The organism is Methanolinea sp. (assembly GCA_016699325.1).
Taxonomy (GTDB): domain Archaea; phylum Halobacteriota; class Methanomicrobia; order Methanomicrobiales; family Methanospirillaceae; genus UBA9949.
In genome coordinates, this window is the sequence record CP064971.1 from 988,045 (window position 1) to 1,001,710 (window position 13,666).

At 54.3% G+C, this 13,666-nt stretch carries 13 protein-coding genes; 3 read left to right on the forward strand and 10 right to left on the reverse strand.

The annotated features are described in order from the left end of the window. Positions 1 to 231: 231 nt before the first annotated feature. From IPI71_05275 to IPI71_05290, 4 genes are all read right to left on the reverse strand, one after another. The gene (locus tag IPI71_05275; GenBank protein ID QQR70122.1) at positions 232 to 1,395 is read right to left on the reverse strand and encodes an aminotransferase class I/II-fold pyridoxal phosphate-dependent enzyme; all 1,164 of its coding nucleotides are present in this window, start codon (positions 1,393 to 1,395) and stop codon (positions 232 to 234) included. An 8-nt stretch (positions 1,396 to 1,403) separates the two neighbouring features. Continuing rightward, positions 1,404 to 1,895: an Lrp/AsnC family transcriptional regulator gene (locus IPI71_05280; protein ID QQR70123.1), complete on the reverse strand. Its 492-nt coding sequence runs from the start codon at positions 1,893 to 1,895 to the stop codon at positions 1,404 to 1,406. Positions 1,896 to 1,902: 7 nt separating this feature from the next. Then, positions 1,903 to 3,183, reverse strand: coding sequence for an ORC1-type DNA replication protein (locus IPI71_05285; GenBank protein QQR70124.1), 1,281 nt, complete (start codon positions 3,181 to 3,183; stop codon positions 1,903 to 1,905). Between the two features lie 400 nt (positions 3,184 to 3,583). After that, positions 3,584 to 3,823 carry a hypothetical protein gene (locus IPI71_05290; GenBank protein QQR70125.1) on the reverse strand — a complete coding sequence of 80 codons (240 nt, stop codon included), beginning with the start codon at positions 3,821 to 3,823 and terminating at the stop codon, positions 3,584 to 3,586. A gap of 57 nt (positions 3,824 to 3,880) precedes the next feature. Between IPI71_05290 and IPI71_05295 the strand changes: the two genes are divergently transcribed. Then, positions 3,881 to 4,369, forward strand: a complete 489-nt coding sequence (locus tag IPI71_05295) for a MogA/MoaB family molybdenum cofactor biosynthesis protein (GenBank protein QQR70126.1) — start codon at positions 3,881 to 3,883, stop codon at positions 4,367 to 4,369. Positions 4,370 to 4,592: 223 nt separating this feature from the next. On the opposite strand, the gene IPI71_05300 is transcribed toward IPI71_05295, so the two are convergent. From IPI71_05300 to IPI71_05325, 6 genes are all read right to left on the reverse strand, one after another. Beyond that, on the reverse strand, positions 4,593 to 5,108 hold the full coding sequence (locus IPI71_05300) for a hypothetical protein (GenBank protein QQR70127.1): 516 nt from the start codon (positions 5,106 to 5,108) through the stop codon (positions 4,593 to 4,595). A gap of 6 nt (positions 5,109 to 5,114) precedes the next feature. Beyond that, positions 5,115 to 7,274 carry an ATP-dependent DNA helicase gene (locus tag IPI71_05305; protein QQR70128.1) on the reverse strand — a complete coding sequence of 720 codons (2,160 nt, stop codon included), beginning with the start codon at positions 7,272 to 7,274 and terminating at the stop codon, positions 5,115 to 5,117. A 152-nt stretch (positions 7,275 to 7,426) separates the two neighbouring features. After that, positions 7,427 to 7,966 (reverse strand): RNA-processing protein, encoded by a 540-nt coding sequence (locus IPI71_05310; GenBank protein ID QQR70129.1) that lies wholly within the window; start codon positions 7,964 to 7,966, stop codon positions 7,427 to 7,429. Between the two features lie 19 nt (positions 7,967 to 7,985). Next, entirely contained in the window at positions 7,986 to 8,774 is a 789-nt protein-coding gene (locus IPI71_05315; protein QQR70130.1) for a serine protein kinase RIO, read from the reverse strand. Positions 8,775 to 8,787: 13 nt separating this feature from the next. Beyond that, the gene (locus IPI71_05320) at positions 8,788 to 9,729 is read right to left on the reverse strand and encodes a tyrosine--tRNA ligase (GenBank protein QQR70131.1); all 942 of its coding nucleotides are present in this window, start codon (positions 9,727 to 9,729) and stop codon (positions 8,788 to 8,790) included. Between the two features lie 146 nt (positions 9,730 to 9,875). Beyond that, on the reverse strand, positions 9,876 to 10,898 hold the full coding sequence (locus IPI71_05325; GenBank protein QQR70132.1) for a type II glyceraldehyde-3-phosphate dehydrogenase: 1,023 nt from the start codon (positions 10,896 to 10,898) through the stop codon (positions 9,876 to 9,878). A 443-nt stretch (positions 10,899 to 11,341) separates the two neighbouring features. Between IPI71_05325 and IPI71_05330 the strand changes: the two genes are divergently transcribed. Both IPI71_05330 and IPI71_05335 read left to right on the forward strand, forming a co-directional pair. Next, positions 11,342 to 12,304 (forward strand): DNA-3-methyladenine glycosylase 2 family protein, encoded by a 963-nt coding sequence (locus IPI71_05330; GenBank protein QQR70133.1) that lies wholly within the window; start codon positions 11,342 to 11,344, stop codon positions 12,302 to 12,304. 281 nt (positions 12,305 to 12,585) lie between these two features. After that, positions 12,586 to 13,425, forward strand: a complete 840-nt coding sequence (locus IPI71_05335; GenBank protein QQR70134.1) for a hypothetical protein — start codon at positions 12,586 to 12,588, stop codon at positions 13,423 to 13,425. Positions 13,426 to 13,666 lie beyond the last annotated feature (241 nt).

Genomic DNA, 13,666 nt, shown 5'->3' on the forward strand with positions numbered 1-13,666 from the left:
TTTCGAAAAAACCGGAACACAGGAGCCGAGAAACTTTGGGCTTCGAGCTTCGGAGGGACGGGAGGAAGCACAACCCCGGCTGGGAGGATCGTGGGTTCCGGTTATATCCTCGATCACTTGGAGAGTGTTGCCATGGTTGCAGGGGCGGGAAAAGAGATCATCACCAGGGTATTATAAAAGACTCGAACGATCTGCAAAAATGATAGCAGGGTTGCCACGTAAATATTGCCGCTATCCAGTATTCCCGGTAATGAAATGTTCCATCCTCCGGAGGGCTTCGCCAAGATCCTTTCGGGATGCAGCATATGCACATCGGCAGTGACCTTCTCCCCCTCTCCCGAGCACGCTCCCGGGAACGACCGCCACCTGTTCATTCCGCAGGAGTGCCTCGGCAAATTCAAGATCGGTAAGCCCGGTCTTTTCAACCGATGGAAACGCGTAAAATGCGCCTTCTGGCATATGGCAGGATAGTCCAATCCGGTTAAGCCCCTCCACGAACAGGTTCCGTCGCACACGGAACTCCTGAACCATCCGATCCTTTTCTTCCTCGCCACGCCGGAGAGCCTCGAGTGCTGCGACCTGGCCCATGACGGGTGCGCAGAGCATGACGTACTGGTGTATCTTCAATGCTGCATCGCAGATCTCTCTGGGGGCACACAGGTAGCCAATCCTCCAGCCGGTCATGGCATATGCCTTTGAAAATCCGTTCAGGGTAATGGTTCGTTCCCGCATCCCGTCCAGGGAAGCCGGAGATACATGACGCCCGGTATAGGTCAATTCGGAATAGACCTCGTCGCTGATGAGGAGGAGGTCATGGTCGGCGACAATATCCGCAAGCGGCATAAGATGTTCCCGCTTCATCACCGCTCCCGTCGGGTTGTTCGGAAAATTTATGATCACCGCCTTGGTCCTGGCGGTCACCAATTCCATCAGGTCATCGGGATTGATCCGGAACCGGTCATGCTCCCTGCACTGGAGCGGAACCGGCACCCCACCGGCAAGGATGACACAGGGACTATACGATACGTACGAGGGTTCGGCGATGATCACCTCGTCGCCGGGGTCGGTCACCGCCCGGACGGCGATATCAAGGCCTTCCGAAACCCCGGTAGTGATAATTATCTCCTTGTTTGGGTCATAGGATAGCTGGTAGTGTTGGTGGAGCCATATAGCGAGCATCTCGCGAAGCTTCTGGATTCCCCGGTTCGAAGTATAAGAGGTTCCCCCCTGTTCGATGGAGTAGATGCTCGCTTCGCAGAGATTCCAGGGAGTGGCAAAATCCGGCTCTCCAACACCGAGTGATATAACCCCCTCCATGGAGAGGGCCAGGTCGAAAAACTTCCGTATCCCTGATGGAGGAATCTCCCGGGCGCGGGCAGATACAAAATCCCTCATGGTCGGCCTCACGGGGAATACGGGATCCGTTCACCGGCCTCTTTTTCGAAGAACGCCTGACCGTTTTCTTTGTAAGTCTTCATGATGAGGTGGGTGGCTGTCTCGCGTATCCGGTCCATCGGGGCCACATATTCAGATACAAAACGGGCAACCTCCTGCATCGTTTTCCCGGTAACGGTCAACTGAAGATCGTACACCCCAGTGATCAGGCGCAACGATTTGACTTCCCGGAAGTTCGACAGCCGCTCCGCAATCCGGTCATATCCGTGATCGCGTTCAGGGTTCACCTTGAGTTCGATGATTGCTGCGACTCCTCCGTTTGCTGCCCGGTCCCAGTCGATAACCGTGGTATAGCTCCTGATGATCTTTTCCTCTTCAAGGGTTGCAACCCGGCGCTTGACCTCGTCGGGAGACAGTTCAGCCATAACCCCCAGTTCCGTGGGGGAGAGCCGGCTGTTTTCCTCCAGGAGATGCAGGAGGAGGAGATCTGTTTCGTCCATGTCGGTTTCACCTGAACAGGGCCTTCACCCAGGCGAGATCCATCTTATCGAGACCGTGAGCGCTCAACCGCGGGTCGCACCGGATGACGTCCCATATCTTATGCGTATTTGAGTCAAACCACATCTCTTTTGTCCGTCCATAACGGCCCCGGCTCACCACACGGGTATTTATCACACCGAGCATGTTGAGTTCTGAGATGAGATCGGTGATTCTCCGGTGGGTCAGGATATCAAGGGCCATTGCAGGGGCTATTTCCTTGTAGATGCGGCTGACTTCACCGCTGGTAAAGATATTCTGCCCCATCTGGTCGAGGAGGAGCATGGAATAGAGCACCACCTTGCTTTGCGTGGGGAGCGTGGCAATACATTCCACCATGCTGTCGGTCTCGATTTTCGCCTGCGCTTTCTTTACGTGCTTCTCACCGACCCGGGCATCCTCTTCCCGGTCAGCAATCTCACCGGAAACCCGGAGCAGGTCCAGTGCCCTCCTCGCATCCCCGTGCTCTTGTGCAGCGAGTGCGGCGCAGAGGGGGATGACGCCATCCTCGAGCACATTTTCATTGAATGCGATATCAGCACGCTGCTGGAGGATGTCACAGAGCTGTGGAGCGTTATACGGGGGAAAAACCAGTTCTTCCTCGCTCAATGAGGAGAGTACCCGTGGATCAAGGAAGTCCTTGAAGCTCAGATCATTTGATATACCGATCATGCTCACCTTTGAAGTCTTCAGGTCGGTATTGATTCTCGTAAGGTTATAGAGAGTCTCGTCCCCGCTTTTTTTGACCAGCTTGTCGATTTCATCGAGCACGATGACCAGCACTCCACCGGTGGCCTCAAGCTGGTTCTTGAGCTCCTGGTAAACCTGGTCGGTAGGCCATCCGGTCATCGGGATGACCGACCTCCCGCGATCGCTGGCAGCTTCGTCGAAATCAGAGAGATTCTTCGATATCTGGGCAAGTACCCTGTACTGGGTGTCGATGCTCTCACAGTTGATATGGACAACCCTGCACGAGGTTCCCATATGGGAACTCGCATTCTCCAGTTCGGTTCCAACGTATCTGACGACGGCGGTCTTCCCGGTACCGGTCTTCCCGTAGATGAGTATGTTGGAGGGTGTCTCGTTCTTGAGAGACGGTGCAAGAATCGATGCGACCTGGTCGATCTGTGGTCTCCGGTGGGGAAGGATCTGGGGACGATATGAATGGCGAAGTACTTCTCTGTTCCTGAAAATATGATTCCCTGCAAGATATTTTTTAAATAACCCTATCGACTCCTGTCCTTCCGGCATTCAGACCCCCTGGGATGAAAACCTTAGGTATCATTTCATAAAAATTTAATCATTTGTCAGGCATATAAACCCCTTAATTTCCAGTCGAACATTCATTATTTTTTGGTTATTCTCAAAAACGAGTTGTTTTTAAAATAATTTTTTAGAGAGGAAATTCCGACCTTTCTTTACGAGATCCTGGGCGTCATTATACTCTCCCCCACCCTATGATTTCCAGTGGAAAAGAATTAATGATGCAACATTGTTGCATTTTATATTTTAAAAATGATGGCATTTTAGGATATCTTTTGCAACTATATAAAAGAGTATGAAAATGATCTCAATAAGTTTTGGAGTATCATACCAATGTTTAGCAGAGCATCAAAACTATCTCAGTGAATTTTGAGTATCATTCCAACATTCAACAGAATATCAAAAATACTTTAAGCAAGGATAAAGATAGAATTACAATTTCACTTGCATATACATTCCTACCCGATCCCGGAGCTTCCCAGGGAACCAGTATCCTGGTCATCGGGCAGTTTACCGGTTTTTTAGCAGGGTGCAAGACCCATACCAGGGATTGTCTCGCCTTTCCAGGTGGGTTGCCTATATCAGTTCCAGTGGAAACAAAGGGGTTGGTAAATCCTCCCACTACCATCTTTCACATCAAGGTAAGAGAGCAACTTTTAACCTGTCGGTTCTATAGATGCACCTGATGAATCCTGACCATGTCCAACCGATTAACCTCGAAGGAGCCGTCATAACCGTCTCAAGCTCCCGGACCATGGAGAATGATGCAAGCGGAGATACCATTAAAACCCTCATGCACGATGCAGGAATACCAGTCACGCATTATGCGATTGTTCCGGATCAGATTGGAGCCATCAGGAATGAAGTCATCCGGGCGCTTGAACGGGCAAACTGTATCATTGTGAACGGCGGTACCGGGCTAACTCACGATGATTGTACCATAGAGGCCGTTACTCCGCTGCTCGATAAGCAGATCAACGGTTTTGGGGAATTATTCCGCATGATGAGTTTTTCGGAAATCGGCAGCGCAGCCATGCTCTCACGGACAGTCGCCGGAATCACCGGTGGAAAAGCTATCTTCTGCGTTCCGGGATCGACTGGAGCGGTGAAGCTTGCAACACGTGCGCTCATTATCCCGGAAATCCGGCATATTCTCACCCATGCAAACAAGTGAACAATTCCCGGCACGGAAACTATGCAGAACGGTGACCAGGGGGCCTGAAGGATTCGGCCGCACCGATACCCGCTCTTTTTCCAGGAGTACTGCAATGATATTTTCTCATCATTGCTGACACAGACCCGGCGGGGATTATCATGTTATTAATTGTGTGAGGGATTCACCCGGGATACATGGACCTGGCCCTGATGCCTGTACGTTGACTTTCACCAATTCCGAGTTAGCGGTATACTTCAAGGAGGGCCACCCTCTCGAGCACCAGTTCGGTAAGGCGCAAAGGACCGACGACCGCAAGCTCTTCACTGGTAATGCCGAAAAGCTCCATGAGACGGTGTATCTTTTCAGGAGAGAGAGACTCCCAGTCTTCATCACATAGTTCTCCCAGATTGAGAAGTTCTTCAAGAGCATCCGGTGATGAAGGGCAGATGCACAGGTAGGTATCATTCAGGCCGGCGTGCACCCCGAACCGGACTCCAACCTGGCACTGGCGCGATCCGGAAGCATAAAGGAATGCCTCCATCTCGACGCTGTTTGATATTGCCGAGCCAGTGCTAAATGAGCGGAATGCATGCCCGAGTGCGGAGCGGACATGTGCCATCCCGGCCATGTTCGATGCATTAAAGAGGATGATGTGGATCTCATGCCTGGCAGCAATATCCCGGATTTCTGTCAGGAATGCGCCCAGGTCCTCGATAACAGTTCTGTACTGGACAACCGTACACTCTTCTGCCTTCATCTAAGTTCACTCCGGTTCTCTCTTCCCAAATTGAAACAGATCAGCTTGCGATCCCGGTTGAGGGGCTGGATGCTGGGCGCTTATCTCTCCCTTGAGCCAGGAAAAGACCTGCGCTGTTATCCCCTGGCCGAGTATCGGGACAATCCGTTCTTGCCCGGCAGCGAGGATCTTTTCCGGGGTGGTAAACCCGTTGTTGAAGAGCCGTCGGGCCCTCACCCTGCCGATATTCCGGATCCTGACCAGGGGGATCAGCTCCCGTTTAATGCCATGCTTCATGCAAAGCTCGAATTCGCCGATTTGTGGAGAAAAGCCCCGCCTGAACATTCGTGCCAGACGCCCGGTCGCGTGGAGGAGCCAGTTGACGCTCTCTACGAGGGTATGGATATCTCCTGGCCCTACCGAGTACCGCTCGCAGATGGTTGCATCAGGGACCTCATGGTTCCAGTCAGAGAGAACCATTGCTGTTTTCAGGCTCCGGAAGTATGCCTCGTCATCGCTGTAGGGGAGATCCAGCCAGAGCTCGTGGTCGTGTTCGAGAACAAACCGTTCCAAATAATGCCGGTCCCGGTTTCCCACGAAGAGTGTGAACATATCGGGGGTGCTGCAGATAACCTGGAGGAGACCGATATCCGAGTACTCCTTCGCACCGGTAATTTGTTCAACAATCATATCGGCGCTCAAAGGATCGATATAGAGCTGCGAAACAAGTGCCCCATACTCTGTTGCATAGAGGGCATCTTCCTGGATGGTGATCATCTCAGCCCGGTCAAGAAAGGAAAGTGACCTCCCGATGACTGCGGCCAGCAACCGGTCGGTCTTCTTCTGGTGGAAATAAAACGTATTCCGCATGAACTCTCGGAGCGCCGGTTCAGATTCTACAAACCCGGAGGCGATAAGTGAGAGGATATGGGTGGCAAGGGCCCGTTCGGTTGAGCACTGGGAGCTGACATCTTCCGGCGGAGCGTCGATATAGTATGAGAAGAGTTCTGCGGCATCCTGCGAGGAATGACCGATCAGGACCGCCTCCCCATAAGGATCGAGGTGGGGGCGTCCCGCGCGACCCGCCATCTGGTGATACTCCCGTGCCGGAATGGGAACCATGCCTTCTCCCGCACTGTATCTACGGTAATCCCTGATGATGACCCTGCGTGCCGGCAGGTTCAGGCCGGCAGCGAGGGTGGGCGTTGAAGAAATGCACCGGATATATCCCTTCCGGAATCCTTCTTCAACGATGGTCCGTGCCTCTCTCCGCAGGCCTGCATGGTGGAAAGCGGATCCCGAGGATACGCAGAGGGCGAGCGCCTTTTCCTGGTCCGTTTCAGCCATTTTCCCGAGCTGCCTGGCAGAAGCAGTAAGTTCGGGGCTTTCAAGGGCAAGCGCCTTTGCCGCCCGCTTGGCGAATGCTTCAGCGTTCTTTCGCGATGCAACGAAGACCAGGCATTGGCCTCCTTCCTCGATAGTATCCATCATGAGGTTAAGGTCTTCAAATTTCGAAACCGACCGGACCGGCCTTACCATGGAGTGGAAATGAATCGCTCCGTCGTAGTAAACTCCCTGGCGGAGGTCGACGGGGCGCCAGCTCCCGGTCACCAGTTCCGCATCGAGCCATCGGGAAAGGGAACCCGGGTTTCCAATGGTTGCAGAAAGGGCGATAACCTGCATACCCGGGTTCCTGGTCCGCATCTTGGTAATCACCATCTCCAGGGTTGGTCCGCGGTCTGGAGAGTCGATCAGGTGAACCTCGTCGACCACGAGCAGGCTGATTTCTGTGAGCCACGCAGAGGCGTTCCGGAGCAGAGAGTCGACTTTTTCGCTTGTGGCAACGATGATGTCGTTTCTCCCGAGATGTTCATCGCGGCGGTCATAGTCCCCGGTCGAGATACCAACCTGCACTCCTTTCCCGCTGAAATCCTCGTACTTCTCACTGGCGAGCGCCTTTAAGGGGACAATGTAGAGGCATTTTCCTCCCCGGGCGATATGCACCTGCATGGCCATTTCCGCCACCATAGTCTTACCGCTTGCGGTAGGGATTGCTACCAGGAGGTTCTTTCCCTCAAACATTCCTTTCTCAACACATTCCGCCTGGGGGGGATAGAGATCCACGATACCCGCGGATTCGTAGTGCCGGACCAATGAGTCAGGGATGGGAAGGCTGGCTATCTTCATTTGAACCCCTTTTATTCCAGTCTATATCTGCCGTGGATAGCGTTGTTTTATAAACAAGCTGCTGGGCGCGCGTTTCGTTCTCCAATGGAAATAGACCTCATACAGGCCGGATCCAGGTGGATCGAACCGGTTCTGGCCCTGGCAGCAGGTTATCAGTAGTAGTAGTCAATGGCGTCGTGCTTAGCCTCGCGCCGCTTCCGTTCCAGGAACCCATAGACCACTTCGTGGGGCAGTCCTTCGAGCAGCATCTCGATGGCACTACGGGCGACTTTGATCTGTTCCGGGAGACCAATTAAGGCGATGGTCTTGCCAAAGACCGAGATCTCGCAGTCGGTCATGTGTTCGATCTGTTCCCGGGAACGTCCATCCTTCCCGATAATCCGTCCCCTCAGTCGGTCGAGCTGGCGGGGGCTGTCGGTCAACCCTGAGAGATCGATCATGTCGAGGAGAAGGTCTTCATCGTCGAGGAGGACGAATGCCCGCTCGGGGGAAAAACCCCGGTTAATGGCCTGAATAACCTCCATAGCCCGGAGAACGAGGGGAGCATCATCTCCTTCAACCCGGACAATCCCTTCCTTGCTGTCGATCGAGAGGGCGGTTTTCGTCTTTTCCTCTAGCGCTCTTTTAGTGTCCCCGCCCTTGCCGATTAGAACCCCGATTCTGTTCCCGGTAACTTTAACTTCCTGGATCATGGTCTTCAATCCGGGCTCCTTATCCTGGAACTCCCGTGCCCGGTAACGGAATTCCGGTAATCTCCGTAAATATTTCGCCTGTTGTCCGGACGCTGCAGAGATTGCCAAAGTATCTGTTCACATTTGCAATATCCCTTGCGAGGAATGCCCGCGCCCGGGGATGGTCGAGTGTTACTGACTGGCCCATATCGATAATGTACGGCCTGTTTGAGAAGAGGATGTTGAACTCGGAGAGATCAGCGTGCACGAGCTCTGCGTTCTGGTACAGGGTCTTTACGAAGGAAACGATCTCCTGGTACACGGTACCGGGATCGTCCAGTTTGACATTCCTGATCTGGGGAAACGGAACCTCGTTTTCTCCGATGAACTCCATCACCAGGATGTTCCTGTCCCAGCCATACGGTTCGGGAACCCTCAGGCCCGCTTCATGAGCCCGCTTGAGGTTTGAAAATTCTTTCCGAGTCCAGGTAAAAACAACTTCTTTTCGCGTTTTCCGGACCCCGGAGAACCTGCGATCACCGATGAGATATTCGGTCATGGCGTTGAAATTGGCGGTCCGGATCCGGTAGATCTTGATGGCGAGATCCTGGTCTTCCCGCTCTCCGAAAAAGACGTTTGCTTCCTTGCCGGTGCTGATGGAGCCGCCGATCGCAGTAATCCAGCCTTTATGTACCAGCTTGTAGAGGGCAAGGAGCGTCACTTCATCAAACACGTCCTGGCGGACCTTGAGCTGGTCCACATCCTTTATCCGTATACCCAGGCGTTCGATCTCACGGTCGAACCTTGTCTCGATCCGGTCGTAACTCACGGTGGGTACTCCCTCAGGTTATGTAATCCCGGACACAGGAAAGGATGCCTGCCATGTTCGTGGCCACCGCCTTTTTCAGGTCGAGAGGATGAAGCTCTTTCTTCCGGTAGGCCTCCTCGATCTCGGGATAGCTTCTGAACTCACGGTCTCCACCGAACTTTGCCGGGCGTCGGACCACAACCGTTCCCATCCGGGGGAAGATGTGGTACTGGAGGATCTGGAGCACCGGGTTTTCTTCACACTCGGGCGGGCAGAATGCTTTCTGGCATTTCTTCTCAATCTCCTCAACCGAGTCGGCCACCGATATATAGTTCCCGCTGGAAGAGGACATCTTCTTACCGTCGAGCCCGTTCAGGATCGGGGTATGGATGCAGACCGGTGAAGGGTAACCTACAGCTGCCAGGTGCTCCCGGGCGAGCATATGGATCTTCCGCTGATCGATTCCACCGACAGCGGCATCAACGTTGAGCAGGGCGATATCCACCATCTGCATGATGGGATAGATCATCTGGGAAACGGTCGGTGCTTCCATGTTCCTTCCCACCTCATCCATGCTGCGCCGGGCACGGTTCAGGGTTATCTGCTGGGAGAGCTGGAGGACCTTGAGCTGGTAGTCGGGAGCGAGCTGGAGATCGGAGCCGAGCACGTACTCGACGTCCCGGAGTCCGAGTCCCTCAAAGCACCTCCGGTTGTACCCGGCAAGCTCCCTGACCTGTTCCATGGTTCCTTTACGGTTGAGAAAGGCATGGAGATCGGCGAGGAGGACGACCACCTCGAAGCCGGCCTCTTTTAAATCGATAAGCTTATTGATGGTCACCAGGTGGCCGAGGTGGATCTCCCCGCTCGGCTCGTAACCGGCATATACCCGTTTTTTATCCCTGGCAAGGAGAGCCTTCAGTTCGTCATCGGTGATTACTTCCACCGTGTTCCTCGTTACCAGCTCGTAGGGATCCATTTGCTATACATGGGATCTGGGTGGTGTTAATAATTATGAGAATGTCGTGGCCGGACGGCGGCGGGAACCTGGGAGGAAAACCTCATGATAGTATGTATCTTTCAGAGGAATGAATGAGACTTTAAAAAAAACCGGGAAAAAGGAGGTCACTGGAGAGCCACGAAGTTCATGGCCTTATTGGTCATGGCAATCGATTTGGCAGGGTCCTTCTCGGTCCCGGTCATGGCCCGGATACAGTCGATGTTCTCCACTACCACATCCGCTTCCTGGTGGATGGCCTGGAAGAGATAGAGCTCTTTTCCAAGGCAGGAGACCGATTCCTCGAAGATTCCGTTCTCCCAGAGGTCGGACCGGCACCGGCCCATGTCCATGGCATATTCTTTCAGCTCGGCGGTGCTGGTGATCCCGGTCGCTTTCCGGACAAGCCCCATCCGGGGATGTTTCTCGATAATCCGGAGGACATCCTCGCGGTCCGCCTCCTTCTTCAGGTCCATCTGCACGACGTGCATGTGCATCATGGTGGCCGGGACGATCATGGCCAGGGTCACGATGTTGATGTGCGGCAGCACACTCTGGACATCGGGGCCGTGGTGGCTCGGGATGTGGACCGGGTTTAAAACGATGGCATCGATGGGTCCCCGCTTGATATCCGCCGGGTCCGCTCCCCTCCGGACCATGACCGCCCGGACTTTCTCTACCCCGTATGCCGCGTCCATGGCTTGGATGATCCGGCACAGGCCGGTGGTATTGCAGGAGACCACCCGGGCGAACTGTTTTCCGATGGCATCCCTGTAGTTGCAGTCCGAGTTGAACGAGAACCCGGCCACTTCGTGGTTCTCGCCGCCCTGCCAGATGGCTTTCTTCCCAAGCTTCTCGTAAAGAGGCCGGTTCTTCTCCCCCACCCCTCCCGGGGTAGCATCCACCACGATATCGGCCGCTTTCAGCATGTCCTCAACACTCCCGGAGACAGGGAGCCCGGCCTTTTCAAAGATACCTTTCCTGGCGATGTCAGCGATAAAGAGCGGATAGCCTCGTGATTTTGCAATGAAGGCCTCGTGGCTCGGCTTGGTCTTTGAAACTCCGATCACTTTCATGTCCGGTTGGGCGGCAACCGCGTCCGCCACGCGCTTGCCTATGGTTCCATACCCGTTGATAGCAACTCTGATCATATGGGGAGGTTTACGGGGGAAATGGAATTAAAGGTTGCCGTTCTGGAATCCTGGTCTCAGATTCGGATTGTTCAAACGCGATGCCAGTGGCCTGGTATCACAAGGCATCCTCCCGGGCATCTAGACGTTCCGCATGTCTTACGGCTGAGCGAGCCTGGACCTGGATCTCAAGTATCGATCCTCATGTCGAGTTCCAGACAGTGAATATTATAGGTCACCCTGGAGGACAGCGCGGGATTACCTCTTGATCCATCCACGATCCAGTATGATCCGGCCACGATCCTGTACTATGCCGGCGGGTGGAAACCATTCACCGATGGCATGGAACTGCTCCCTTGCGTCATACAGATTCAGGTTTAATGAAGGCACCCCGGATACCTCTGCAGGCATTGTTGCCGGGATTGAAAAACCATATCCATTAATTCTTTTTATCTCATTCTTTCATGGGAGCAACTGCGGTGATCCTAAACCCTGTCCCCCCCTATGATTTCACGCTCAGCACTTTCGTCTTCTCATCCGGCGATCCCCAGATCCGGAAAGCAGAAAACGGCCGGTTCTGGCAGGTCATCCGGGTGGGGGAAAACCTCGTGCTTGCGGAGGTAACCGCTGAAGGGTCAACCGGAAATCCCACCCTCAAAGTCAGGCTCACCGCAGAAGATGTCCTGACACCCGGTGAGCAGGAGCAGGCCCTCACCACCATCTCCCGGATCCTCAACCTCGATGATTACCTCACCCCGTTCTATCAGGCGGTAAGGAACGATCCCCCCATGCTGGAGCTGACAAAACATCTCCGCGGGCTGAAACCCTCCACAACTCCGACGGTCTTCGAGGCTCTGGTGGACTCAATCATCGAGCAGCAGATCTCGCTTGCCGTCGCCCGTACGCTCGAGGTCCGGCTTACGAAGATGTTCGGCGATTCCCTGGTGGTCGACGGGCAGACCTACTATGCTTTCCCTGCACCGGAACGGATTGCATCCGCGACACCTGGTCAGTTCCGCTCCTGCGGACTTTCTTCGATGAAAGGCGATTATATCCGGAATGTTGCTGAACGGACCGTACAGGGAGAACCCGATCTCGAAAGGCTCCGGAACATCAGGGATTCGGAAGAGATTATCACGGAGCTTGTAAAGCTCAAGGGAGTCGGGCGTTGGACGGCTGAACTGGCCATCCTCCGGGGCATGCACCGGCTGGATGCCTTCCCCGCGGACGATCTCGGGCTCCGGCGGTCGATTGCCCAGCGCTACCAGCGCGGCGGGAAAATATCTGCCGAGGAAGCCCGCAAAATCGCCGATCAGTGGGGTGAATGGAAGGGTCTTGCCGCCTATTACCTGCTCATTGCCGACCAGATGAGTACCCTGACCCGGAGAAAACGGAATTCCAAAGAAGGCTTTTCTCAAGGGTTTTAGATACTTCCGCTGGAAAAGGAAAAGAGATCACTGGAACCCGGGGATTCCCGGTAGGCGGCCTCCATGGGGATCTTCCACTGGAAAAGAAAAAGGTATCACCGGAACGCCTCTGGGCCTTTCAGAAGCCCACTGCAGCCGTGAAATAGGTCCTCCTTTTATATATTCGAAAATGGTGGAGGTGCCCTTACGGTTGGAATGGTGCTCCATTGGAACCTTCATACCTTCTTCCCCACCCAGGAGAATTTTTTTTGCCAGAACCCCCAACCTTCAAGGGACAGAATATGGCCGGAACCTTATCCCGGAGCATCGACCTCCTGAAGAATACCTGGCGGGTGCTCATGATGGACAAGGAGCTGCTGCTCTTTCCCGTCCTGTCCGGGCTGGGGACAATCCTGATCGCCCTCAGCTTTCTTCTCCCGATATTCTTTATGGGGATCCTCGGAGAAATCGGCGGATTTGGCCCATTGGTTTGGTTCCTTGCCCTATTCTTCTTTTACTATGTATCATATGCCGTGGTTATCTTTTTCAACACCGGGCTGATCGCCTGCGCCACCATCCGGTTCTCCGGCGGAGATCCGACCGTGCGGGACGGGATCCGGTTTTCCCTTGACAACCTCGGAAAGATCCTTTCCTGGGCATTGGTCGCCGCAACCGTGGGGCTGGTCCTGAACCTCCTATCCCGCCGCTCCGGGTTTATCAGCAGGATCATCATCGCCATCATCGGCATCGCCTGGAGCCTTGCCACGTTCCTGGTGATCCCGGTCATGGTCTTTGAAGATAAAAGTGTCTTTGCCGCCATCAGCGATTCCTGGCAGTTGCTGAAAAGGACCTGGGGAGAGAACATCATCGTTCATTTCGGTCTTGGAATCCTGTTCGTTCCTCCAATCCTCCTGATGCTATTTACCATACTCTCGGTGATGACTGGAAATCTCCCCCTGGTGTTCGTTATGACCGCCCTCACCATAATCGGTTTCGTCGTCTCCGGAATTCTCCATGCCACACTCCACGGCATCTTTGTTGCCGCCCTCTACCAGTTTGCGACGACCGGAACCATCCCCGGGCATATGCAGGGCAATCTTATACGGGAAGCGTTTGTTCCCGAAGTGCCCCCGGTCCGGTAGAGCAATCGTCTGGGAGCGCCCGGTGTCCGTGCTGGCCGATACCCGTCTCTCCGGAGACAGCCGGCACCGGCTTGCGGGAGGTGGGATCATGATAGCGCCCTGCCTGCGGGAAACCGCGGTTCGGGGTTCAGATGCCGGAGTCGGGTGTTTTTCCCATGGAAAAGATCTTTATCAGGGCCGGGAAAAGCGAAACAATCCCGGATACCGGACGATGAAAAAATCGAGTAACTACCTCCATATT